22 protein-coding genes and 1 other RNA gene are annotated in these 23,424 nt (G+C 65.8%); 6 read left to right on the top strand and 17 right to left on the bottom strand.

The annotated features are described in order from the left end of the window. Positions 1-102: 102 nt before the first annotated feature. The 8 genes from acpP to ruvB all read right to left on the bottom strand — a co-directional run bounded on the left by acpP (position 103) and on the right by ruvB (position 6,948). The gene (gene acpP, locus CK620_RS13275; RefSeq protein WP_095540350.1) at positions 103-342 is read right to left on the bottom strand and encodes an acyl carrier protein; all 240 of its coding nucleotides are present in this window, start codon (positions 340-342) and stop codon (positions 103-105) included. Between the two features lie 283 nt (positions 343-625). After that, entirely contained in the window at positions 626-1,366 is a 741-nt protein-coding gene (gene fabG / locus CK620_RS13270) for a 3-oxoacyl-ACP reductase FabG (RefSeq protein ID WP_095550707.1), read from the bottom strand. Beyond that, positions 1,363-2,322, bottom strand: a complete 960-nt coding sequence (gene fabD / locus CK620_RS13265) for an ACP S-malonyltransferase (protein ID WP_095550706.1) — start codon at positions 2,320-2,322, stop codon at positions 1,363-1,365. Before fabD ends, fabG begins: the two co-directional genes overlap by 4 nt. Positions 2,323-2,407: 85 nt before the next feature. Further along, the gene (locus tag CK620_RS13260) at positions 2,408-3,385 is read right to left on the bottom strand and encodes a beta-ketoacyl-ACP synthase III (protein WP_095550705.1); all 978 of its coding nucleotides are present in this window, start codon (positions 3,383-3,385) and stop codon (positions 2,408-2,410) included. A gap of 37 nt (positions 3,386-3,422) precedes the next feature. Next, on the bottom strand, positions 3,423-4,439 hold the full coding sequence (gene plsX, locus CK620_RS13255; RefSeq protein ID WP_275250718.1) for a phosphate acyltransferase PlsX: 1,017 nt from the start codon (positions 4,437-4,439) through the stop codon (positions 3,423-3,425). Positions 4,440-4,785: 346 nt separating this feature from the next. Next, a complete protein-coding gene (gene rpmF, locus CK620_RS13250; RefSeq protein ID WP_095540413.1) occupies positions 4,786-4,971 on the bottom strand; it encodes a 50S ribosomal protein L32 in 186 nt (61 codons plus the stop codon). A gap of 231 nt (positions 4,972-5,202) precedes the next feature. Beyond that, positions 5,203-5,802, bottom strand: coding sequence for a YceD family protein (locus CK620_RS13245; RefSeq protein WP_095550703.1), 600 nt, complete (start codon positions 5,800-5,802; stop codon positions 5,203-5,205). 75 nt (positions 5,803-5,877) lie between these two features. After that, positions 5,878-6,948, bottom strand: coding sequence for a Holliday junction branch migration DNA helicase RuvB (gene ruvB, locus CK620_RS13240; protein WP_095550725.1), 1,071 nt, complete (start codon positions 6,946-6,948; stop codon positions 5,878-5,880). 123 nt (positions 6,949-7,071) lie between these two features. On the opposite strand from ruvB, the gene rnpB reads away from it, so the two are divergent. Next, positions 7,072-7,406: RNase P RNA component class A (gene rnpB, locus CK620_RS13235), an RNA gene on the top strand. Positions 7,407-7,424: 18 nt separating this feature from the next. Here rnpB and CK620_RS13230 read toward each other — a convergent pair. Beyond that, entirely contained in the window at positions 7,425-7,895 is a 471-nt protein-coding gene (locus CK620_RS13230) for a Crp/Fnr family transcriptional regulator (protein WP_095543272.1), read from the bottom strand. Between the two features lie 306 nt (positions 7,896-8,201). Between CK620_RS13230 and CK620_RS13225 the strand changes: the two genes are divergently transcribed. The 4 genes from CK620_RS13225 to CK620_RS13210 all read left to right on the top strand — a co-directional run bounded on the left by CK620_RS13225 (position 8,202) and on the right by CK620_RS13210 (position 12,242). Further along, positions 8,202-9,449, top strand: a complete 1,248-nt coding sequence (locus CK620_RS13225; protein WP_238946142.1) for a PQQ-dependent sugar dehydrogenase — start codon at positions 8,202-8,204, stop codon at positions 9,447-9,449. A gap of 41 nt (positions 9,450-9,490) precedes the next feature. Then, entirely contained in the window at positions 9,491-10,156 is a 666-nt protein-coding gene (locus CK620_RS13220) for an alpha/beta hydrolase (protein ID WP_095543290.1), read from the top strand. 160 nt (positions 10,157-10,316) lie between these two features. Then, positions 10,317-11,438: a D-alanyl-D-alanine carboxypeptidase family protein gene (locus CK620_RS13215; RefSeq protein ID WP_095550724.1), complete on the top strand. Its 1,122-nt coding sequence runs from the start codon at positions 10,317-10,319 to the stop codon at positions 11,436-11,438. 39 nt (positions 11,439-11,477) lie between these two features. Next, complete coding sequence (locus tag CK620_RS13210) at positions 11,478-12,242, top strand: ABC transporter substrate-binding protein (protein WP_095550701.1); 765 nt, start codon at positions 11,478-11,480, stop codon at positions 12,240-12,242. Positions 12,243-12,776: 534 nt separating this feature from the next. On the opposite strand, the gene CK620_RS13205 is transcribed toward CK620_RS13210, so the two are convergent. The 3 genes from CK620_RS13205 to CK620_RS13195 all read right to left on the bottom strand — a co-directional run bounded on the left by CK620_RS13205 (position 12,777) and on the right by CK620_RS13195 (position 16,057). After that, a complete protein-coding gene (locus CK620_RS13205) occupies positions 12,777-13,862 on the bottom strand; it encodes a bifunctional nicotinamide-nucleotide adenylyltransferase/Nudix hydroxylase (RefSeq protein WP_095550700.1) in 1,086 nt (361 codons plus the stop codon). A gap of 11 nt (positions 13,863-13,873) precedes the next feature. After that, entirely contained in the window at positions 13,874-15,091 is a 1,218-nt protein-coding gene (gene pncB, locus CK620_RS13200; RefSeq protein WP_095543276.1) for a nicotinate phosphoribosyltransferase, read from the bottom strand. 117 nt (positions 15,092-15,208) lie between these two features. Next, the gene (locus tag CK620_RS13195) at positions 15,209-16,057 is read right to left on the bottom strand and encodes a 3-hydroxybutyryl-CoA dehydrogenase (protein WP_095543277.1); all 849 of its coding nucleotides are present in this window, start codon (positions 16,055-16,057) and stop codon (positions 15,209-15,211) included. A 322-nt stretch (positions 16,058-16,379) separates the two neighbouring features. Here CK620_RS13195 and CK620_RS13190 point away from each other — a divergent pair, with 322 nt between their 5' ends. Continuing rightward, the gene (locus CK620_RS13190; RefSeq protein ID WP_095543292.1) at positions 16,380-16,958 is read left to right on the top strand and encodes an adenine phosphoribosyltransferase; all 579 of its coding nucleotides are present in this window, start codon (positions 16,380-16,382) and stop codon (positions 16,956-16,958) included. 268 nt (positions 16,959-17,226) lie between these two features. On the opposite strand, the gene CK620_RS13185 is transcribed toward CK620_RS13190, so the two are convergent. The 5 genes from CK620_RS13185 to can all read right to left on the bottom strand — a co-directional run bounded on the left by CK620_RS13185 (position 17,227) and on the right by can (position 23,221). Further along, positions 17,227-17,874, bottom strand: a complete 648-nt coding sequence (locus tag CK620_RS13185) for an MSMEG_1061 family FMN-dependent PPOX-type flavoprotein (protein ID WP_095550723.1) — start codon at positions 17,872-17,874, stop codon at positions 17,227-17,229. 466 nt (positions 17,875-18,340) lie between these two features. Beyond that, complete coding sequence (locus CK620_RS13180) at positions 18,341-19,522, bottom strand: acetyl-CoA C-acyltransferase (protein WP_095550699.1); 1,182 nt, start codon at positions 19,520-19,522, stop codon at positions 18,341-18,343. Positions 19,523-19,526: 4 nt separating this feature from the next. Further along, positions 19,527-20,267 (bottom strand): hypothetical protein, encoded by a 741-nt coding sequence (locus tag CK620_RS13175; RefSeq protein ID WP_095550698.1) that lies wholly within the window; start codon positions 20,265-20,267, stop codon positions 19,527-19,529. Positions 20,268-20,368: 101 nt separating this feature from the next. Then, positions 20,369-22,186 (bottom strand): bifunctional isocitrate dehydrogenase kinase/phosphatase, encoded by a 1,818-nt coding sequence (gene aceK / locus CK620_RS13170; protein ID WP_238946144.1) that lies wholly within the window; start codon positions 22,184-22,186, stop codon positions 20,369-20,371. A 327-nt stretch (positions 22,187-22,513) separates the two neighbouring features. Continuing rightward, on the bottom strand, positions 22,514-23,221 hold the full coding sequence (can, locus tag CK620_RS13165; RefSeq protein ID WP_095543282.1) for a carbonate dehydratase: 708 nt from the start codon (positions 23,219-23,221) through the stop codon (positions 22,514-22,516). Between the last annotated feature and the right edge of the window lie 203 nt (positions 23,222-23,424).

Genomic DNA, 23,424 nt, shown 5'->3' with positions numbered 1-23,424 from the left:
GGTGAGATCCTTCAACGGTGTAAGCGCAACCCTGCCCGCGTCAAGCCAAAGAAAAGGCGCCCGGGCAGGCGGCGCGCTGTGCTTGCCAAGCGAAAGCCCGGATCAGGCCTTGTGGTGGGAATTGGCGTAGTCGATGGCGGCTTGAACGGTGGTGATCTTCTCAGCGTCCTCGTCCGGAATCTCGATTTCGAACTCGTCTTCCAGCGCCATGACCAATTCCACGGTGTCCAGAGAATCAGCGCCCAGATCTGTCACGAAGGACTTCTCATTGGTCACCTGGGACTCTTCAACGCCCAGCTGCTCTGCAATGATTTTCTTAACGCGTGCTTCGATATCGCTCATGTATGGTCCCTTGAGGGTAGTCAATGTGAACCCGGAATTTTAGTCGTTCCCACATCGGCTGCAGAAAAAACCGGCCGCCCGGGCAATGCGGCACAAGAAAAGAAAACGACACCTCGCCAGCTTAGCGGGTATCACACGGCCGTAATAGTACCGTAGAACCTGTTTTCGCCCCGGACGCCGCTATTAGTGGCAACCCGCTGTCACACAGCGCAAAAACGCGCTAAGGAAGGGGGTGTCTGTGAAAACCCCCTGCAGGCGGGTCGGGGCCGACAACAAGGCTGCATCACATCAGCATGCCGCCGTTGACGTGCAGCTCCTGGCCGGTCACATAGCCTGCGCGGGGCGAGGCCAAATAGGCTACGGCGGCAGCGATGTCCTCGGGCGCACCCATGCGCCCCAACGGAATCTGGCTTTTAAGCGCTTGGTGCTGGGCCTCGGGCAGGGCGGCGGTCATGTCGGTGGCGATGAAGCCAGGCGCGACGCAGTTGACGGTGATGCCGCGGCTGCCCAACTCGCGCGCCAGTGCGCGGGTCATGCCGGCCACGCCAGCCTTGGCGGCGGCGTAGTTGGCCTGGCCGATGTTACCCATTGCGCCAACCACGCTGGTGATGCTGATGATGCGACCGTAGCGCTGCTTCATCATGGGCTTGATGGCCGCGCGGCTGATATGAAAGACGGCGTGCAAATTGGTGTCCAGCACGGCATCCCAATCCTCGTTCTTCATGCGCATGGCCAGGGTGTCGCGCGTGATGCCGGCATTGTTGACCAGCACGTGCAGCGCCCCATGCTGCTTGACGATGTCCTCGATCAGCGCTTCGCTGGCTGCGGCGTCGTTGACGTCGAGCACCGCGCCACGGTGCTCGCCGCCCAGCGCAGCGCCAATCTTCTCGGCGCCGGCAGCACTGGTGGCGGTTCCGATGACGCGATAGCCCTGCTGCGCCAATTCTTTGGCAATGGCTGCGCCAATGCCGCGCGAAGCCCCGGTGACCAAGGCGATTTGTCCGGTGGTGGTGTCTGTGCTCATTGCAATGCTTCCTTTGCTGTTTGCAGGCTGGCGGGGTCGCAGATGGCTGCGGCCTGCACCTGGCCGTCGGGGATGATGCGCCGCACCATGCCGGTCAATACATTGCCAGGCCCGCATTCGATGATGTGATTCAGGCCACGGCGCTGCATGGCCTGCACGCATTCGACCCAGCGCACCGGGCCGAAAGCCTGGCGGTACAGCGCATCGCGGATGGCATCGGCCTCGTGCTGCACGGCCACGTCGATGTTGTTGATGACGTCGATGCGCGGCGTCTGAATGTCCAGCTGCTGCAACGCTTCGCGCAGCTTTTCGGCTGCCGGCCGCATCAGGCTGGAATGAAACGGCGCCGACACCGGCAGTGGCAGCACCCGCTTGGCGCCGGCCTCCTTGAGCGCTGGCGCTGCCGCATCGACCCCGGCCTTGGTGCCGGCGATGACGGTCTGGTTCGGATCGTTGAAGTTCACGGCCTCGACCACATCGGCGCTGCCCTGGGCCTGCAGTTGCTGTGTGGTCTGTGCGCACACGGCCTGCACCTGCTCGGCGGCCAAGCCCAGCACAGCGGCCATGGCACCCGCTCCGACGGGCACGGCCTCCTGCATGGCTGCAGCGCGCAAGCGCACCAGCGGCGCTGCCTGGGCCAGTGTCAGCGCGCCAGCGGCCACCAGGGCCGAGTACTCGCCCAGCGAGTGGCCGGCCAATACCATTGGATCAGCGCCGCCTTCGGCCTTCCAGGCGCGCCAGGCTGCGATGCCGGCCACCAGCATGACCGGCTGGGTGTTGGTGGTCAGGGCCAGGGCCTCCTTGGGGCCTTCGTGGATCAGCCGCGCCAGGTCTTCACCCAGGGCCTCGCTGGCTTCTTGCAGGGTTTGTGCCACGGCGGGGTGATCGCCCCAGGCGTCGAGCATGCCAACGGCCTGAGAGCCTTGGCCGGGGAAAACGAAAGCGAATGCGCTCATGATCGCTCCATCAAGCTGCAAATGAATCGAGAAGGGATGACAGTGGGCGCTCTACGCCATGCTGCACGACGCAGAACGCGCTGGGTCACATCTGCACCAGCACCGAGCCCCAGGTAAAGCCGCCGCCCACGCCTTCCATCAGCACGCGCTGGCCAGCCTGGATCTGCCCGGCGCGTACCCCATGATCCAGCGCCAACGGGATCGAGGCGGCCGAGGTGTTGCCGTGCTCATGCACGGTCACGACGACGCGTTCGGTGGGCACCCGCAGCTTGCGGGCCGTGCTTTGCATGATGCGGATGTTGGCCTGGTGCGGCACCAGCCAGTCGATGTCGCTGAGCTGCAGGCCGGCCTTGTCCAACGTGGCGCGAGCCGTCTTTTCGAGCACACCGACGGCCAGCTTGAAGACGGCCTGGCCGTCCATGTGCAGCAGCGGCGTGCCCAGCACCTGGCCGCCATAGACGTTGCCTGGCACACACAAAATCTCGCGATGCCGACCATCGGCATGGATGTCGCAGGCCAGCACGCCCGGCTGTTGCGAGGCCTCCAGCACCACAGCCCCAGCCCCATCGCCGAACAGCACGCAGGTGGTGCGGTCGTTGAAGTCCAGAATGCGACTGAACACCTCCGCTCCGACCACCAGGGCCGTGCGGGCGCTGCCGGCACGGATCATGGCATCGGCCACGGTCAGGGCATAGATGAAGCCGCTGCACACGGCCTGCACATCAAAAGCCGGGCATCCGCTGATGCCCAGCTTGTTCTGCAAAATGCTGGCCGTCGATGGGAACACCATGTCGGGCGTAGAGGTGGCAACGATGATCAGGTCCAGCTCCTGCGCTTCTCGGCCCGCTGCCTGAAGGGCCTGCAGGGCCGCGGGCAAGGCCAGGGCGCTGCTGGGCACATCGCGCTCGGCGAAGTGACGCGCCTGGATGCCAGTGCGCTCGACGATCCATTCGTCCGAGGTTTCAATGCCGCGCTGGGCCAGCTGCTCGGCCAGCTGCTGATTGGTCACCCTGTTGGGCGGCAGGTAACTGCCCGTGCCGGTAATTCTGGAGTAGGTCTGCATGACTAGGGCCTGTGGTGCGTGCGGTGCCCGCCACGGTTCAAAACAGCGTGGCGGCCTGTTGCACCCGGTGTTGGATTTTCTGCAGCAGTTGGTGCTCGGCAGCGTCGATGGCCTTGCTCAAGGCGTGCTCGAATGCCAACTGGTCGGCGCTGCCGTGGCTTTTGAACACCAGGCCGCGCAGGCCCAGCAGGGCCGCGCCGTTGTGGCGCCGGTGGTCCACGCGGCGCTTGAAGGCATTGAGCACCGGCATGGCGCACAGGGCCGCCAGGCGCGTGAAGGCATTGCGCGAGAACTCCTGCTTGAGGATGGTCGAAACCATGGAAGCCAGGCCCTCGGTCGCCTTGAGCGTGACGTTGCCGACAAAGCCGTCGCAGACCACGATGTCGGTCGTCCCCTTGAAAATGTCGTTGCCTTCGACGTTGCCGTAGTAGTGGATCAGCGATTTCTGATCGGCCTCGCGCAGCAGCTCGGCCGCGCGCTTGATCATGTCATTGCCCTTGATGGCTTCGGAGCCGATGTTGAGCAGGCCCACGCTGGGCTTGTCGCGCGATTTCAGCGCCATGTCCAGCGCCGAGCCCAGCACGGCAAACTGCAGCAAATGGTGCTCGGTGCAGTCCACATTGGCGCCCAGATCCAGCACCGTGGTGGCGCCACCGGTGACATTGGGCAATGGATAGGCAATGGCCGGGCGCTCGATGCCATCGAGCGTCTTGAGTACATAGCGCGCAATGGCCATCAGCGCGCCTGTGTTGCCTGCCGAAACCGCCGCTTGGGCGCGCCCCTCCTTGACCAGCTCCAGGGCTATGCGCATCGAAGAGCGCTTCTTGTGACGCATGGCAACCTCGACCGGGTCGTCCATGGCAACCACTTCCTCAGCATGCACCAGCTCGGCACGCGGGTGTGCGATTGCCCCAAGGGCATCGCTGCGCCCCACCAGCAGCAGGCGCAGCTGAGCATGGCGCTCCAACAATGCCAGGCAGGCGGGCAGGGTCACGCTGGGGCCATGGTCGCCCCCCATGCAATCGACGGCGATGGTGGTTGCTTGATCAGCCAAGAGCTTGCTGTCCTTATGCGAATGCGTGGCAGGTAGGCGCCGCTGTTGGCGCCTGCTGTCAGCGTTGCGCCCAACCGCCCGCACACCGGCCAGCCCGGAAAAAGCCCAAGGGCATGGTCTGCGCTTGGGCGGGGAGGTGTCTCTGTGGCAATACGGCGGATTAGGCCGGCATCTGCGGCGCCATGGCAAAAAGCCATGCGATCAAAACTGCTGCAGGCAAACAATGAAGAAGCACGAATGCTTCAACCTGGCAGCCGCTTGCGCGGCGCGGGCCGTGCGCCCAAACACAGACTAGGGCGCTGCAACGCCCCAGCCAGACACTGTGGTGGATTGGGCCTGCGCCCGATCAAACCTCTGCAGACTTGCTCTTGAGCACGCGACGGCCACGGTAAAAGCCGTCCGGGCTGATGTGGTGGCGCAGATGCACTTCGCCGGTGGTTGGCTCAATGGCCATGCCAGGGGCCTTCAGCGCATTGTGCGAACGGTGCATGCCACGCTTGGAAGGCGACTTTTTGTTTTGTTGAACGGCCATGATCGGCTCCTGAAAAAAAGACGCACGCCCCACTTGACTGGCCATTGGCAACCTTGGCGGCCAATAGGCAAAGCAGCGTGCGAGATGGATGAATGGGAAATGGCGCGGCGCAAAAAACAGCCTTAAAGGCCTGCACTTTTTGCGCAAAAGTTGGTAATTATAGGCGATGCCGCCCGGCACTGCCAAGGCGCATGGCGCTCCGCCTCAAAGGAAGGCCGGGGTCTGCCTGGATCAATCGGCTTGCTCGCCACCGTCACCACCATTGCCTGCCTGCAAAGGCCGGGTGGCCAGGTGGGCCAGCTGGGCGAATGGATTGCGCTTTTGCGCCTGGGCTGCGTCGAAGGCGGCATCCTGGTGCACCAGCGGCGCTGGCGGCGTGCAGTCCGCATGCTTGGCCACCGGGGGCAAGGCCATGAGCAAATCGTCCTCGATCAGCGCCAGCAGATCCAACGGGCCACCTTCCAGCGACAGCACGTCCTCTTGCGCGTCTTCGTCCTCTGCCTCGGCCTGGGCCTCGGTGGCGACAAAGCGAAACCACTGGTCGCTGCTGACCGTGATGGGCACGGGCTGCAGGCAACGCTGGCATTGCAGCAGCAAGATGGTCTGGGCCTGGCAGTGCAGCCACGGCGCAGCCTGGCCCCCTGCGCTGCGGCGCATGCTGGCTTGCGCCTGCCAGTGCACGCTGGCAGGCGCAGCATCTCCCAAGGCTCCACCCAGGGATTCGCGCGCCAGACGCGGCAATTCATGCAGCGCCGTTTCCTGGCTGATCTGGCCACCGGTCTGGGCAAAGGCCAGCACATCCAGCCGGCGTGGGTTGAAGTTTTTTTCCATACGTCGATGAAGAAGAGAGGGCAGGAAATGCGCGCCATCGCGCCGGCAATGGCGCGGCCTGATTTGGACTGACTCTCAGCCAAACAAATCACCGCCCTGACGCTCAGGAGCCAGCAAGCCAAAGTGGCGATAGGCGGCGGCCGTGGCTACCCGGCCGCGTGGCGTGCGCTGCAAAAAGCCTTGCTGGATCAGGTAGGGCTCGATCACATCTTCAATGGTGCCAGGCTCCTCGCCAATGCTGGCGGCAATGTTGTCCAGGCCGACTGGGCCACCGTCGAAGCGCTGCAGCACGGCCTCCAGCAGCTTGCGATCCATCAGGTCAAAGCCTTCCGGGTCCACGTCCAGCAGGGCCAGCGCCTGGCGCGCCATGTCCAGCGTGATGCGGCCTGTGCCCTTCACGTCGGCATAGTCGCGAATGCGCCGCAGCAAGCGGTTGGCGATGCGCGGCGTGCCGCGCGATCGCCGCGCCACTTCCAGGCTGGCGTCGTCGTCGATGGGGGCGCCCAGCAAGCCGGCGCTGCGACGCACGATGAGCGCCAGCTCCTCGGGGCTATAGAACTCCAGCCGCGCCACGATGCCGAAGCGGTCGCGCAAGGGGTTGGTGAGCATGCCCGCGCGCGTGGTCGCGCCCACCAACGTGAAGGGTTGCAGGTCGAGCTTGATGCTGCGTGCCGCTGGCCCTTCGCCGATCATGATGTCGATCTGGTAGTCCTCCAGCGCGGGGTAGAGGATTTCCTCCACCACCGGGCTGAGGCGGTGGATTTCGTCGATGAACAGCACATCGTTCTTTTCCAGACCGGTCAGCAGCGCCGCCAGATCGCGGGGCTTTTCCAGCACCGGGCCGCTGGTCTGGCGCAGGCTTACCCCCAGTTCTGTGGCGATGATGTGGCTGAGCGTGGTCTTGCCCAGGCCGGGCGGGCCAAACAACAGCACGTGGTCCAGCGCTTCGCCGCGCTTGCGCGCCGCGCCAATGAAGATGTTCAATTGCTCGCGCGCCTTGACCTGGCCCACGTACTCCTGCAGGGCCTTGGGGCGCAACGCGCGCTCGAGCGCCTCCTCGCGGCCTGAGCGCAGCTCGGCGCTGATGAGGCGCTCGGCCCGTGGCGCGGGGCCGTCTGCGGCCCAGCTGTCGGTCTGGATGCTCATGGTGCAAAAAGAGGGAGAAAAACGCCTGCGCAGGCAGGGCGGTTGCGCCGCCGATTCTGCCATGCCTGCCGCAGCGGGCTCAGGCGGCGCGGCCTGCGGTTCATTGCCATAATGCGCGACTGTGAAGCAGGCCAGGCCGCCGCTGATGCCAAGGTGGCAACACAGGCATTGGAGGAACGTCCGGACTGCACAGGGCAGCGTAGCAGGTAACACCTGCCCACCGTGAGGTGAGGATCAGAGCAACAGAGACGAGTCGCCCCGCAGCGCGCTGCGGGGCGGGTGAAACGGGCAATCTCTACGCGCAGCAATACCAAATAGGCATGCGATGAACTGGCTCCGGCGAGCATGCGGGTAGGTAGCACCGAGCTGGCAGGGCGACCGCCAGCCCAGATTAATGGCGGCCACGCGGCCATGCACATGGCCGCGCACAGAATCCGGCGTATCGGCCTGCTTCACACTTTTTTCCTGGGGCCTGCTCACGCAATGGCACGGCGGCGGCGTGCATCGCGGCTGCGCCGCGCCAGCGTGGCCGAGGCCAGCTGCACCACATCCAGCGCCACGCTGGGATGGCGCTGGTACAGCTCGGTGAACTTCAGGCGCGAGAGCTGCCAGGCGCGCCCGGCCGTGGCCACCTGCGCCGAAGCCTGGCGCGGCATATTGCCCAGGAAGCTGGCCTCGCCAAACACTGTGCCTGAGGACACCAGCGCCACGCGCAGCGTGCCTTTTTCGTTTTCGTAATGGATGGTCACGCGCCCGCTTTCCAGGAAGTACAGGCTGCGCTCGTCGCGGTAGCGCTGAAACAGCGTCTCGCCCTCCATCAGGTTTGTGGGCGTGAGAAAACCGGCCAGAAGTTCCCAATGATTTGCTGCCAGGGGCTTGCCGATGGCCTCGGGGTCCAGTGGCGCGGCAAAGGCCGCAGCCAAATCTGCCAGGCGCATGTTGCTCATATCGTCAATCCTTAGAACCTGTTCATATCGTTGCCCACTGCGCGCAAGATTATGTGGGCAAAGCCCGGCGCAGGCCTCATGGGGTTTTGCCGGGCGGCACAGCGCGCTGCGTTAGGATTGCCGCCTTTTCGTTCTCCACGTCCTTGGCAGATGCGTGCTGCGTGCACACGCCGATCGCCATGCCAAGGGCGGCACAGTATGCAGGATCAGCACTTGAATGCCCGGCCGCAACGGGCCTCCTCTTTTCCTGGCCGGGGCCCCCTGCGCCAGCTGACACAAACAGCGTGCCGCATCACATGGGCCAGCTTGCTCTGCAGCGGCGCGGCTGGCACTGCGCTGGCCCAAAGCGCATCGACCTGGGACGTCAATCGGGCCGAGCCGCTGGTGCTGACCGAAATCGCCTTCGGCCTGGAGCAACCTTGGGCCATGGCCTTTCTGCCAAGCGGCGATTTCCTGGTCACCGAGCGCGAGGGCACGATGCGCGTGGTGCAGGCCAATGGCCGCATCGGCCACCCCATTGCTGGCGTGCCGCCCGTGGCCGCGCAAGGCCAAGGCGGTTTGCTGGATGTGGTGCTGGACCGGCAGTTTGCACAGAACCGCAGACTGTTTTTCTGCTTCTCCGAGCCTGACCCCAGCAATGCCAGCCGCAGCAGCACGGCGCTGGCCTCAGCCAGGCTCAACGAACGCCATACCCGCCTGGAGAATGTGCAGGTCATCTTCCACCAAATGCCGCGCGTGCGCAGCGACGCCCACTTTGGCTGCCGCATCGCCCAGGCGCAAGACGGCTCACTGTTCCTGGCCCTGGGCGAGCGCTCCATCGCGCGCGAGCAGGCCCAGCGCACCAGTAATCACCTGGGCTCCATCGTGCGCCTGCAGCCCGATGGCAAGCCCTTTGCCGACAACCCCTTGGCCAGCACCAAGGGCAAAGGCCTGCCCGAAACCTGGAGCTGGGGGCACCGCAACCCGCAAGGGCTCACCATCACCCCTGATGGCGAGCTGTGGGCGCATGAGCATGGCCCGCAAGGCGGTGACGAGTTCAACCACATCCGCGGCGGCGCCAACTACGGCTGGCCGCTGGTGACCTATGGCCGCGCCCAAGGCGCTGGCCCGCGCGCCGGCCAGCCACGCAAAAATGCTGCGCTGGAGGCGCCCGTGCATTACTGGGGCCGAGCCATCGCGCCCTCGGGCCTGACCTATCTGGACAGCAGCCGCTACGGCGCCCAATGGCAGGGCAGCTTCTTCATCGGCTCGCTGCGTCATGGCGCGCTGGTGCGCTTGAAAGTGGCGGACGACGCAGTGCAGCAGGAGTCCTGGCACCGCATTGCCGAAGGCGAGCAGGTGCGCGACGTGCGCCAGGGCCCGGACGGGCTGCTCTACGTGCTGACCGACCGCCCCGATGGCCGCCTGCTGCGCGTGGAGCCGCCCAAGGCGCCTGAGCCCGAGCAGGCCGCCAGCGCGGCCCAACCCCCTGCCGTACCCCAGCCTTCCTCTGGCGAATTCGAGCCGGTGCAAATCACCACCCCCCCGCCTGTCGCCCCTCAAGCTGCTCCATGATGGCTGCGCAGGCCGCAGCCACATCACCACCATCAGCCGCCGTGAACGCACAAACCGAACGAATCACCCTCAGCGGCGCTGCCGGCGCCATCGAAGCCCTCAAAGACTACGCCCAGTTGCCGGACGGCGCGGCCAAAGCCGGCAGCGCCATCATCACCCACCCGCACCCGTTGTTTGCCGGCACGATGAACAACAAGGTGGTGCAGACCCTGGCGCGCGCCATGGTGGCCACCGGCTGGGACGCCTATCGCTTCAACTTCCGCGGCGTGGGCCAATCCGAAGGCGTGTACGACGAGGGCCGGGGCGAAGCGCAGGATCTGCTGCAGGTCATCGAGCAAGTGGCGCCGCAAGGGCCGCTGGTGCTGGCGGGCTTTTCGTTCGGCACCTACGTCATCAGCCAGGTGCTGGCACAACTGCAGGCCAGCGGCCGCATCGAGGCTGTGGTGCTGGTAGGCACCGCCGCCAGCCGCTTTGCCGTGGCCCCCATCCCCCAGCCCCTGCACGTGCGCAGCCTGGTGGTGCATGGCGAGCAGGACGACACCGTGCCCATCGGCCCCGTGCTGGACTGGGCGCGGGAACAATCGCTGCCGCTGACGGTCATCCCCGGCGGCGAACACTTCTTCCATGGCCGCCAGGTACAACTCAAGGAGCTGGTGGTGCGCCACATGTTGGCCGTGCGGCAGATGCCCCCGCCCGCGCAGCCATGACCTTCCACATCCCGGCCTACCGCCCCGGCCAGCAGCAATCAGTCAGCCCAGGGCGCACGCCATTTGCCTTTTGCCAAACACCGTGACCATGCTCAACATCCGAAGACTTCACCCCTGGTATTGGGCGCACTGCGCCGCGCTGCTGTGCACCAGCCTGCTGATGCTGCTGGGCGCCACCAGCGCCCGGGCGCAACTGCCCGCACCGCCAGAAATTGCTGCACGCAACTACCTGTTGCTCGACGTCACGGCCAACCAGGTGCTGGCCGCCAAAGACATCGATGCGCCCGTCGAGCAGGCCTCGCTGACCAAGCTGATGACCGCCTACATCGTTTTTGACGCGCTGCGCGCGCGCAAGATTACGCTGGAGCAAAAACTGCCGGTCAGCGAACGGGCCTGGAAAATGCCCGGCTCGCGCATGTTCATCGACCCCAAGATGCAAGTGCCCATTGACGACCTGCTCAAGGGCATGATCGTGCAATCGGGCAACGACGCCACCATCGCCCTGGCCGAAGGCGTGGGCGGCACTGTCGAGCACTTCGTCAAGCTCATGAACGACCAGGCCAAGGCCCTGGGCATGGCCCGCACCCAGTACATGAACCCCGAGGGCCTGACCGCGCCGGGCCACCTGACCACGGCGCGCGACCTGAGCGTGCTGGCCGTCAGCCTGATGCGTGAATTCCCCGAATACATGCACTACTACGCCACCAAGGAGTACCGCTACCCCGGCACGCCTGCGGCCAACGGCAACAACCGCAACCTGCTGCTGTTTCGCGACCCCACGGTCGATGGCCTGAAAACCGGCTACACCCAGGCAGCGGGCTTTTGCCTGGTGGCCACGGCGCAGCGCGAGACAGCCAACACCGGCGCGCGCCGCCTGCTGTCCATCGTGCTGGGCACAGAAAGTGAAAACGCCCGCGCCAACGAAAGCCAGAAACTGCTCAACTGGGGCTATACCGCCTTCGACCTGGTCAAGCTCTTCGACGCCGGCCAGGCCATGGAAACCCCCGAGCTGTGGAAAGGCGAGCGCGAAAGCGTCAAGATCGGCAGCCACGAGGCCGTGTACCTGGCGCTGCCCACCGGCTCGGCCGGCCAGGTGCGCACCGTCATCGAGCGCCCCGAGCCGCTGCTGGCGCCCGTGCACCTGGATCAGTCGCTGGGCACGCTCAAGATCAGCATCGGCAACCAGGCCCTGAAGGATGTGCCCGTGGTCGCGCTGGAAAACGTGGGCGAGGCCGGCTTCTTTGGCCGCATGTGGGACTCCATGCTGCTGTGGATCAAATAACCCCCCGACTGGCCTCAACACACTCGAAAGGACGCCGCCATGACCCTGCCCGCCCAAGCCCTTGAAGCCTTTGCCCCCACAGGCCGGCTGCGCGCCGCCATCAATCTGGGCAACCCCATTCTGGCCAGCCTCGATGCCTCGGGCGCGCCCTGTGGAGTGTCCGTCGATCTGGCCGGCGCGCTGGCGCAGCGCCTGGGCCTGGAGCTGGAGCCGCTGGTGTTTGAAAAGGCCAGCCAATCGGTCGAGGCCGTGACCACGCAAGCGGCCGACATCGGCTTCTTCGCCATCGACCCGGCGCGCGGTGCGGGCATCGCCTTCACCGCTCCTTACGTGCTGATTGAAGGCTGTTATCTGGTGGCGCAGGATTCGCCCATCCAGACCAATGCCCAGGTTGACCAGCCCCAGCACCGCGTGGTGGTGGGCGCGGGCAGCGCCTACGACCTGTATCTGACGCGCACGCTGGAGCAGGCCCAGCTGGTGCGCGCCAGCAATTCGCAAACCGTGGTCCAGACCTTTCTGGAGCAGCAGCTGGAGGTGGCCGCCGGCGTGAAGCAGCAGCTCGAGGCCGACGTGCAGCGCCTGGCCGGCCAGCACGCGCTGCGCATGCTGCCCGAGAGCTTCATGGTCATCGAGCAAGCCATGGGCCTGCCCAAGGCGCGCGGCCCCGAGCTGGCCCAGTACCTGGCCGCCTTCGTCGAGGACATGAAGGCCAGCGGCTTCGTCGCCCAGGCCCTGCAACGCCACCACATCCACGGCGCCCGCGTCGCGCCCGCCGCCACGGCTGGTACTGGCGCTGGCGCTTGAGCGGCAGTGCGCCTCTGCTGCCGATCTGCAGGGCTGCGCGGCCGCCGTGCACAGGCAACAGGGTGGCCAGTCACAACCGCCCGCATTGAGGGCACGGTCCGAGGCCGGGATATGCGCCCGGCGGCGCACCTACTTTTCTTGTCTCGCCAAGAAAAGTAGGCAAAAGAAGGCGACCCCACTGCCTGCGTCCCCTTCGCTGCGCTACGGGGCAACCTGTGCCGGTGCCTGGCCAGGGCGGGTGCTGCGGAAACTCGCTGCGCGGCTTTGCCGCTACGCTCAAACAGCCGCAGCGAAATTTGATTTTTGGAAGCAGACCCACTGTGTGTGGGCCTGCCCGCCCTGGCCAGGCACCGTCACAGGCGCAGGCAGAAGGGGGCTCTATTCGGGCCATCGCTGCGCTCGGCCCTTGGGTGGGTGCTGACGCACCCACTTGTACTGCCCCATTGACAATGGCTTTGCTCACACCCACAAAAGCCTGCTGCCCGCCGCTGGCCGGGCGGCTATGCATCCCCCCCGTGACTCTGGCAAAGGGCTTCACAGCTCATACGTGAGCTGCAGCAGCATGTCGAGGATGAAGAAGTGGTCGTCGAAGAAGCGCTCGGGCTGACTGGCCACCTGGGCGATGGGCAGCCACAGCGCGGCGCGGGCGTCGTCGGCGCCGTGCACTGGCGGCAACGCGCCATGGCCCAAATCAAAGTGAAAGACGTGCGTGATGGTGCGCCCGCGCAGGCTGCGGCCTGGGTGGTCAAACACGCGGCTGCCGCGCAGCGCGGTGCGCCAGGCGGCCTCCGGCAGCGCCAGCGCGGTTTCCTCACGCAGTTCGCGCAGGCAGGATTGCCACAGCGTATCGCGCGGCTCCAGAAAGCCGCCGGGCAGTGCGTACAGGCCCTGACCGGGCGGCTGGCCGCGCTCGACCAGCAGCACATGGCCCTGGCATTGCACCAGCGCATCAACAGTCACGAAAGTCGGCGGGAAGGGCGCTGCCGCCCAGGATTGCCGGTAGGCACGCAGCATCTGCCACTCCTGGCGCAGGCTTTGGAATGCCTCACTGGCGCGCCACTGCAACAGCCATTGCGCCACGCCTGGCGGCAGGTGTGCCTCCAGCAGTTGCTGCAATTGCGTTTGGGCGCTGGCGTCGGCATCGGGCGCGGTGGCGAAACAGGCTTCGCGCACCAGCGTGGCATCGGTCTGGTTCTGACGCGGCAGGTTCAGCAGTGCCCAGTCGGGAAATTGCGCCAGGTAGGCGCTGCTGTCGTCCTTGAAGTGACCCACCAGCGCGATGCGCGGCGCGGCCGGCAAGACCAGCGGCGCCAACAAGGCCTGCACGCCCTGGCGCACGGCCTGCACCCAGCGCGCCTCGTCGTAGAAATCGCGCATGGGCAGGATGTGCACACGCTGGCGCTCATCGGGCGTCAGCGCCGCTTGCAGCATGGCCTGGCGCTCCTGCCAAGTAAAAGGGTTCTTGGGGCTGCGCGCCTGGTGGGCCGAGCCAAGCACGACAACGGCCTGCGGCGCCACGCGCAGCGCATGGCGCAGCATGGCCAAATGGCCGTTGTGCGGCGGCTGCAGGCGGCCGATGAAGACGGCGGCGTCGTACTGGGGCTGCGGCGCGGCGCTCATGGCCCTGGCCCTCAGGCGCGCGCAGCGCCCGCACTCTCGGGGGGGACGTTGAAGACCTGGCGCAGATAGTCCAGGAAGGTCTGGTCATCGCACAGCAGTTTGCCCGGCGAGTCCGAGAGCTTGGCCACCGGTTGGCCGTTGGCGCTGGTGAGCTTCATGACGATGGACAGCGGCTCCAGCCCCATGTCATTGGTCAGCTGCGTGCCGATGCCAAAGCCGCATTGCGTGCGGTCAGCGAAGTGGTGGTAGATGCGCAGCGCCTCGGGCACGTTCAGCCCGTCGGAGAACACCAGGCGCTTGGTGTGCGCGTCGATGCGCAGCTGCGCGTAGTGCGCCAGCGCCTTTTCGCCCCAGACGATGGGGTCGCCCGAATCGTGGCGCAGGCCGTCGAAGAGCTTGGCAAAGTACAGGTCGAAGTCGCGGATGAAGGCGTCCATGCCGACGGTGTCGGTCAGTGCAATGCCCAAATCGCCGCGGTATTCCTGCACCCAGCTCTCCAGCGCTGCTTTTTGGAAGTTGCGCAGCTGCACCACGCCCAGCGCCTGGTAAGTCTGGAAGTATTCGTGCGCCATGGTGCCAATGGGCACGATACCCAGCTCCATGGCCAGGCGCACGTTGGAGGTGCCCTTGAACCACTGCGGGGTTTGCTCGGCAAAGGTCTTGACCACGTGGTGCTGCCAGTCGCGCGAGTAGCGCCGCCGCACGCCGAAATCGAACAGCTCGAAGGGGTGGCGCAGCGCCGCCTCGCGCCCCAGGGTCTTGAGTTCCTCGACCTTGACGGCCAGGCGCTTCTTGCCCTCGGCCAGCGCGGCCTGGGCGTCGAACTGGCGGAAGTACAGCTCGTTGACGATGGCCAGCACGAAGATCTCGAAGGCCATGACGTGCACCTGCGGGCCTGTGGCCTCGATGTGCAGCTCATCGCCCTCGGCATAGGCGCGGATGAAGGCGCGCTGGAACTGGAAGATGCGCAGAAAGTCGATGAAGTCCGACTTGATGAAGCGCAGCGCGCCCAGATAGCGCAGCTCCTGCTCGGTAAAGCGCAGCTGGCAGAGATGATCGAGCTCGCGGCTGACCGCATCGAGCAGGCCGCTGAGCGGGATCTTGGGCGGCTTGCGGCAGACGAAGCGGTATTGGGCCTGCACCTGCGGATGCCGGTGCAGCATGGCCTGCCACATGGTGAACTTGTACAGGTCGGTATCAAGCAGGCTGGTGATGATCGGGCTGGACATGGCGGCAGCTCCTGGGCATGGCGGCGCGCCAGCGCCGCCGGCCATTCATTCGGTTGGGCACGAAGCCGACGGCCAAGGCCCGCAGGCCATGGCCGCCCGGCGCGGCTTGGGACGGGCTCAATACTGGTACACGCCGCGCTTGGTCTTGCGGCCCAGGTAGCCGGCGGCAACCAGCTCGCGCAGCAGCGGCGCGGGGCGGTACTTGCTGTCGCCAAACTCCTCCAGGTACACCTCCATCACGGCCAGGCACACATCCAGGCCGATCAGGTCGGCCAGCGCCAGCGGGCCAATGGGGTGGTTGGCGCCGAGCTTCATGGCTTCGTCGATGGCCTCGGGCTCGGCCGAGCCTTCGGCCAGCACGAAGAAGGCCTCGTTGATCATCGGCACCAGAATGCGGTTGACGACGAAGCCCGGCGCGTTCTTCACGGACACCGGCGTCTTGCCCAGCGTGCGCGCCAGCTCGGTGACGGCATCGTGCGTGGCATCGCTGGTCTGCAGGCCGCGGATGACTTCCACCAGCGCCATCATCGGCACCGGGTTGAAGAAGTGCATGCCAATGAAGCGCTCGGGTTCGCGCGTGTGCGCAGCCAACTTGGTGATCGAGATCGAGGAGGTGTTGGAAGCCAGGATGGTGCCCGGCGCGGCCACGTCCTCGACCTGCTTGAGGATCTTGAGCTTGAGTTCGTAGTTCTCGGTGGCGGCCTCGATGATGATCTGCGCCGGCTTGAGCGCAGCGTAGTCCGTCGCGCCCTGCACACGCCCGAGGATGGCGGCCTTGTCGGCCTCACTGATCTTTTCCTTCTTGACCAGGCGATCCAGGCTGGTGCCGATGGTGGCCAGGCCCTTGTCCACCGCCGCCTGAGAAATGTCCACCATGATGGCCTGCAGCCCTGCAGCTGCCACTGCCTGTGCGATGCCGTTGCCCATGGTGCCTGCGCCGATGATGCCTACTGTCTGGATGCTCATGTTCGTACTGCCTGATGTCTTGCCACTGGCAAGTGGTTGAAGAAAGAGGGGAAAAATGCGCCGCTGCAGCCAAAGCGCGACCAAAGCGCGGCACTTGTGGGCGCAGTGCAATGCCTAGCAAAGGCCTGTTCGAATTGCAGCGCACACTTTGTCGCTGGTTTCGTACAGCCCATCCATAGCCTGCGGCGGGCCCGCGCGGGCTGCCGCCCGGCCCGCCGGGACTTTACACTACGCAGCCCGCTGCACTGGCCATCGCTGCTTGTGCGGCCGCCCGCTCGTGTCCCGCACGCGCGCCCTGCCCCACACACGCCAACGCCACACCATGCCCAGCCCTGCCGCCTTGCACCAGCCTGAACTCGACCCTCGCGCCTTTTTGCGCCAGCACATCCGCACCGTGCCCGATTGGCCCAGCCCGGGCGTGCAGTTTCGTGACATCACGCCGCTGCTGCAAAACCCGCAGGTGTTTCGCGTGCTCATCGACGTGCTGGTGCAGCGCTACAGCGCCGCCGGCATGCGCCCGGATGTGGTCGCAGGGCTGGACGCGCGCGGTTTCATCATCGGCTCGGTCGTGGCCTATGCACTGAACGTGGGCTTCATCCCCATCCGCAAGAAAGGCAAGCTGCCCTTCACCACGGTGGAGGAGACCTATGAGCTCGAATACGGCAGCGCCACCGTCGAGCTGCACACCGACGCCGTGCACCAGGGCCAGCGCGTGCTGCTGATCGACGACCTGATCGCCACCGGCGGCACGATGATGGCCGGCATCAAGCTGCTCGAACGCCTGGGCGCTCAGGTCATGGAATGCGCCGTCATCGTCGATCTGCCCGAGCTGGGCGGCTCGGCCAAGGTGCGCGAGCGCGGCACGCCGCTGCTGACGTTGGTGCAGTTCGACGGGCATTGAGCCTCAAGGCCAACGCTGGCCTGCAAACGCTTGCGCAGGCTGAATGGCCAATGCCTGCGCTGCACGGTCGTCGCCCACCGCGCCGAGATTTTGAACGCGCTCCAGGAGCTGTTGAGACTGAGTGTCGCAGCGGTGTTTTCGGCCCAAACGCCGCATCTGCTGCGTTGAAAATGCGTGCGCGGCGCGTGCGACCTTGCGCGCATGTTTGCTTGGCCTCTGCGGCTTTTGCCTCGAAAAACCGCTTCGCCAACCCAATCTCGCCACCTCCCTAGGGCCTGTTCACGTGCGGGTCCAGGCCTTCCTCGCGCAGCTGGGTGCGGTAGCGCTGGCGGGCTTCTTCCTCCGTTTCAGGCACGACCTGCGCGCCGAGCTGGGCGCGCAGCATGGCATTCATGCTGGGGAAGGTGCCTGGCGCCGCCTGCGCCTCGGGCCGCCACAGGCGGGCGCGCATCAAGGCCTTGGGGCAGTGCAGGTAGGCCTCTTGCACAGCCATTTCGATCACCAGGCGCGGCGGCCGGATGCCGCCTGCCACAAAGCGCTGGGTGAAGGCGGCTTCGTCACGCAGACGCGCCGTGCCGTTGACGCGCAGCACCTCGTCCACACCGGGCAGCAGGAACAGCAGGCCCAGGCGCGGGTCGGCCAGCAGGTTTTCCAGTGTGTCCAGGCGGTTGTTGCCCGTGGCGTCGGGGATGAGCAGGGTGCGCGCATCGGGCGCTTGCACGAAGCCGGGCAGGCCGCCGCGCGGCGAGGCGTCCAGCAGGCCCTGCCCGTTCGCGCCCGCGCTGGCAAGGATGCACAGCGGCGCGTGGGCAATGAAGCGGCGCATGGTGGCGTCCAGATGGTCCAGCTGCTTGGCGCGCGAGCGCGCCGAGGCTTGCGGGTAGAGCTGGCGCAGGGCTTGCAGTGACTCGATCATGGCGGGGCGGGCCTTTCTTGCTTGGGTGGGATGAATGAAAAACAGCGCCATCGCCCTATTGGCAGGCGATGGCGCTATTTTTTCAGGAGCGGCCCAGCATTTTTTCCGGGCTGCGCCGTGGCTGCGATGCGGCTGTGGTGCAGCCTGGAGCACGCCCCGGTCAGGCATGCAGGCCGCTTGCTGCTTGGAGCCTGGTCAAGACCCCGGCGTGCGTGGGCAACCAGCGTTTGGGGATGGGATGCCAGGCGCAGACCGCCCCAATCCGCTTGAGCGCCCGCCGCGCCAGGGTTTTGAGCCGGCTCTTAGAGCCTGTTCAAAATCTCGGCGCGAGTGGACAAGAAGCGGTTTGGGGTGGGCTGCAAGGCGCAAAACGCAGCCATAGCTGGGGCTATGGCGAGGCTTTGCAACGCAGCAGAGCGCCCAAATCCGCTCTCTTGACCGCCGTGCAAAGATTTTGAACAGGCTCTTACAGCAGCTCCACCGTCATCGCCGTGCCCTCGCCGCCGCCGATGCACAGCGTGGCCAGGCCTTTCTTCAGGCCGCGGCTTTTCAGGGCGTACAGCAGCGTGACCAGGATGCGCGCGCCGCTGGCGCCGATGGGGTGGCCCAGGGCGCAGGCGCCGCCGTTGACGTTGACTTTGTCGTGCGGCACGTTCAGCTCGTGCATCAGCGCCATGGGCACGACGGCGAAGGCTTCGTTGATTTCCCACAGGTCCACGTCCTCGACCTTCCAGCCGGCCTTGTCCAGCGCTTTCTGGCTGGCAGGCACGGGCGCAGTGGTGAACCAGCCGGGCTCTTGCGCGTGCGTGGCGTAGCTGACGATGCGCGCCAGGGGCGTCAGGCCCAGGGCCTTGGCTTTGCTTTCGGTCATCAGCACCACGGCGGCAGCGCCGTCGTTGATGCTGGAGCTGGCCGCGGCGGTGATGGTGCCGTCCTTCTTGAAAGCGGGCTTGAGGGTGGGGATTTTCTCGGGGTTGATGCGGCCGGGGCCTTCGTCGGTATCGACCACGCGCTCGCCCTTGCGCTCCTTGACGGTGACGGGGGTGATCTCTTCCTTGAACGCGCCGCTGGCGATGGCAGCCTGGGCGCGCTTGACGCTGGCCATGGCGAATTCGTCCTGCGCCTGGCGCGTGAAGTCGTACTTGGCGGCGCAGTCCTCGCCGAAGGTGCCCATGCTGCGGCCTTCTTCATAGGCGTCTTCCAGGCCGTCGAGCATCATGTGGTCATAGACCTTGTCGTGGCCCAGGCGGTAGCCGCCGCGGCCTTTTTTCAGCAGGTAGGGGGCGTTGGTCATGCTCTCCATGCCGCCGGCGACGATGACCTCGGCCGAGCCGGCCTTGAGCATGTCGGCGGCCATCATGATGGTCTTCATGGCCGAGCCGCAGACCTTGTGCACGGTGACGGCGCCGGTGGACAGCGGCAGCCCGCCCTTGAGCGTGGCCTGGCGCGCCGGGGCCTGGCCCTGGCCTGCCATCAGCACGTTGCCGAAGATGACTTCATCGACCTGCTCGGGCTGGACGCCGGCGCGCTCCACAGCGGCCTTGATGGCGGCGCCGCCCAGATCGTGCGCGGCCAGCGCGGCGAAGTCGCCCTGAAAACTGCCCATGGGGGTGCGGGCGGCGGAGACGATGACGATGGATTCGGACATGGGTTCAGTGCTCCTTTGGCAATGAGGGAAGGGAAACGGGCGGCAAGGCCGCCCAACGTGAAAGATCAAAACGGTATAGCTGCATGCCGCCGCCGGTAAGGACGGCGGTCAGGCGCAGTTCGTCCGCAGCGTCCAGCGCGGCGCCGTCCATGCGGGCCATGCCTTCGACCAGGGTAACGGGCGCGCTGCCGTCGGCGCGCGCCAGCAGCAGGCGGCGCTGGTCGCTGGGGCTTAGGCGGCCATCGCCGTTGCTATCTTGACTCACCACTTCATAAAGGCGTGCGCGCACGGCAGGCGGCGGCCGCTCATCGGTTTCAGGCCCATAGGTTCTGCTCACCGCGCCGTCACCACGTACGGCCCAGACTTGCACGACCAAGCCGCGATCATCGGGCAACAGGCGCGCGCTGCTGCCATCGGCCACGTTCACGAACAACTGGTTGCGCATGACGCCCGAGGCTGTTTTGGAGCCCAGCGCCTGCTCGATCTGCTGGTCGGCCACCACGTCCAGCACCACCACCTGGCCCTGAGTATGGCGCAGGCGGTAGGACAGGCGCTCGCGCTGTACATGGCCGCTCACGTCCGTGGCCACCAGGTTAACCACCGGCACCGGGCGCGCACGCCGCCATTCCCAAGCCAGCAGGGCCAGGCCCACGAGCAGCAGCACCGAAGCCAGCGCACAGGTGATGAGGATGAGGTAGGCGTTGATGCGCCAGATGGTCTGGGGTTGCGCAGTGGGCAATGTCATGGTTGCAAGGCGGCTAGCGGGCAGGCGCGGCAAGCAAGAGGGCTATTCATAAGACTCAAAGCGCATCTGCCAACGCCAGACGGCGCGGCGCGCGCTGACGCTCAGGCGGGCACATTGCCGCTCTGGGCCGTGCCACCGGGCGGAGCCAGTGCGGCGGCATCGGCAGGCGCTGCGCCGCCCTCGTCCGCAAAGCGGCTGCTGCCGTCGTAGGGGAACACATCGTACACATGGCCTTGCTGGATGCGCTCCTTGTGCTGCTGCCAGAACTGCGGCTCCAGCAAATCGCCGTGGTGCTGCATGAAGATGTCGCGCACGCGCGGGTTGCCCAGCAGAAAGGGGCCGAAGGTTTCGGGAAACACGTCGTTCTTGGCCACGCTGTACCAGATCTCGCCGCTCATTTCCTCCTCCTCGTTGCGCGGCGCGGGCACTTTGCGGAAGTTGCAGTCGGTGATGTATTCGATCTCGTCGTAGTCGTAGAACACCACCTTGCCGTGGCGGGTGACGCCGAAGTTCTTCCACAGCATGTCGCCGGGGAAGATATTGGCCGCCACCAGGTCCTTGATGGCGTTGCCGTATTCGATCACGGCGTGCTCCATCTGGCGCTGGGCGCGCGCGTCGCCCTCGCCAGCGTCGAAGGTTTCCTGCAGGTAGATGTTCAGCGGGATCATGCGCCGCTCGATGTACAGGTGCTTGAGGATGACCTCGATGTTGCCGTCGCCGTCGCGATCGGAGATCTCCAGCTGGCTGGGGGCGAACTTCTGGATTTCCTCGATCAGCTCGTCCTCGAAGCGTGCGCGCGGGAAGGCCACCTCGCTGTATTCCATGGTGTCGGCCATGCGGCCCACGCGGTCGTGCTGCTTGACCAGGCGGTACTTGCCCTTGATCTGCTCGCGCGTGGTTTCCTTCTGCGGCGGGTAATAGTCCTTGATGAGCTTGAACACGTAGGGAAAGCTCGGCAGGTCGAACACCAGCATCACCATGCCCTTGATGCCCGGCGCGATGCGGAACTTGTCGGTGGAGCTGCGCAGGTGGCTGAGAAAGTCGCGGTAGAACAGGTTCTTGCCCTGCTTGGCCAGGCCCAGCGAGTTGTAGATCTCGTTGCGCGGCTTGCGCGGCATGATGCTGCGCAGAAACTGCACGTAGGCCGAGGGGATTTCCATGTCCACCATGAAATAGGCGCGCGAGAACGAGAACAGCGTGTGCATGTCGCGCTCGGTGTGCAGCAGCGCGTCCACGTACAGGCCGCCGTGCTCATCGTGCAGGATGGGCAGGCAAATGGGCATCTCGTCAAAGCCGTTGATGAGCTTGCCCACCAGGTAAGCGCCCTTGTTGCGGTAGAACAGGCTGGAGAGCACCTGAATCTGGAAATTGGTGCGGATCTTGGCATCGCCCAGCATGGCCGACAGCGCCTGCGCCACGCGCCGCACATCGCGCACGCGGTCGGTGAAGGCGCGCTGCAGGCGGCAGTCCTCCAGCATCTGCGCCACCACCTCCTCCAGCGCATCGCGCCGCGGGTAATAGCAGCGGAAGGTGGTCGATTCCGAGGGCTCGTCGATCTGGATGTACTCGGTGCTGATGGCCGGGCGCACAAACAGAAAACTGTTCTGGAAATACGTGCGGTGCAGGATCTTGGTCGTCACCGAGTTGAAGAAGGTCTCGGCCAGCTCCGGCTGGAAATGGCCCACCAGCAGGCCGATGTAGAGCAGCTTGGCCTCGTACCAGACCTCCATGGGCTGCGAGCCGGCGCGAAACTCTTTTTCCAGCCGCTGCACGCACTCGCGCACGCGCACGTCGTAGAACTCGATGCGCTCGCGCTGGCCGCGCTGTTGGCCATGCCAGTCGGCCGTCTCAAAGCGGTGCTTGGCGCGCGCCGTCTCTTGCCGAAACAGGCGGTAATGGCGGTTAAAGCCATCCATCATCGCCTTGGCAATGTCGCGCGCCAGCGAAGATTCCAGCGACTGGGGCAGCGCCCCGCCCCCCTGCACGGCGGCAGCCTGCGGCTGCGCCACCACCTCCTGCGCGGCCAAGGCCGCCTGCTTGCGCCCGCTGCGCGGGTTGGATTGCTGTTTGCTCATAGCTGGCCTGAATGGGCCCCTCCATCCTGCGCAAGACCCAAAGGGGCGGCGCAGGCGGCTGGCCTTAGGAAAAGCAAAAAAACGCCACGGCCGGCGCCAAGGGCGAACAGGCCATGCAAGGCGCATTGTGCCGCGCCTGGGGCCTTGCCAAGGCGTTCATGCAGGCGCAGGTCAGTCGCCGTCCTGCAAATCGTCAATCACCAGCTCGCTGGGCAGCGGGTCGGAGCGGCGCGGGTAGCGCTTGATGGCGGCGCGGTAGACCTCCAGCACCTGTTCGCGGCCGGTCATGGTCACGCCCAGGTCCTTGACCTTGCCGTCCTTGAGGCCGTAGCACCAGCCGTGCACGGCCACCTGCTGGCCGCGCGCCCAGGCGTCCTGCAGCACGGTGCTGGTGGCGATGTGGCCGACCTGTTCGATGACGTTCATCTCGCACAGCGCATCTTCCTGCTCGTGGCGGCACAGGTGCATGAGGCGGCCGCGGTGGCGCATTTTCACGTCGTGCACGTGGCGCAACCAGTTGTCGGCCAGGCCCACGCGCGTGCCGTGCAGCGCGGCCAGCACGCCGCCGCAGCCGTAGTGGCCCACGACCATGATGTGCTCGACCTTGAGGTAATCGACCGCGTACTGGATGACCGAGAGCGCGTTCAGGTCGGAGTGCACGACGACGTTGGCCACGTTGCGGTGCACGAAGACTTCGCCCGGCGCCAGCGCCACGACCTGGTTGGCCGGCACGCGGCTGTCGGAGCAGCCGATCCACAGGTACTTGGGCGTTTGCTGGTGCGCCAGGTTCTCGAAGAAGCCGGGCCTGTCGCGCGCCACCTGCTCGGCCCAGGCGTGGTTGGCGTCGATGAGGTGTTGGAGGCTGTTGGGTTTGGTCATGGGGGTATGCGATCAGGGCCTGTTCCGGGCCCTGGCGTGGGCAGGTTTCAAAGCCTCGCAAGTTAGCATGAACTGGGCGCGCCGCCACGCCTGCGATGGCTGTCTGGCCTGCAGAGGTGGCTAAGAGCCTGTTCAAAATCTCGGCGCGAGTGGGCAAGAAGCGGTTTGGGGTGGGCTGCAAGGCGCAAAACGCAGCCATAGCT

This window comes from Vandammella animalimorsus (genome assembly GCF_002285285.1).
Taxonomy (GTDB): Bacteria; Pseudomonadota; Gammaproteobacteria; order Burkholderiales; family Burkholderiaceae_C; genus Lampropedia; species Lampropedia animalimorsus.
The sequence above is the reverse complement of the archived record's forward strand: the minus strand, read 5'-3'. Positions and strand labels throughout refer to the sequence as shown.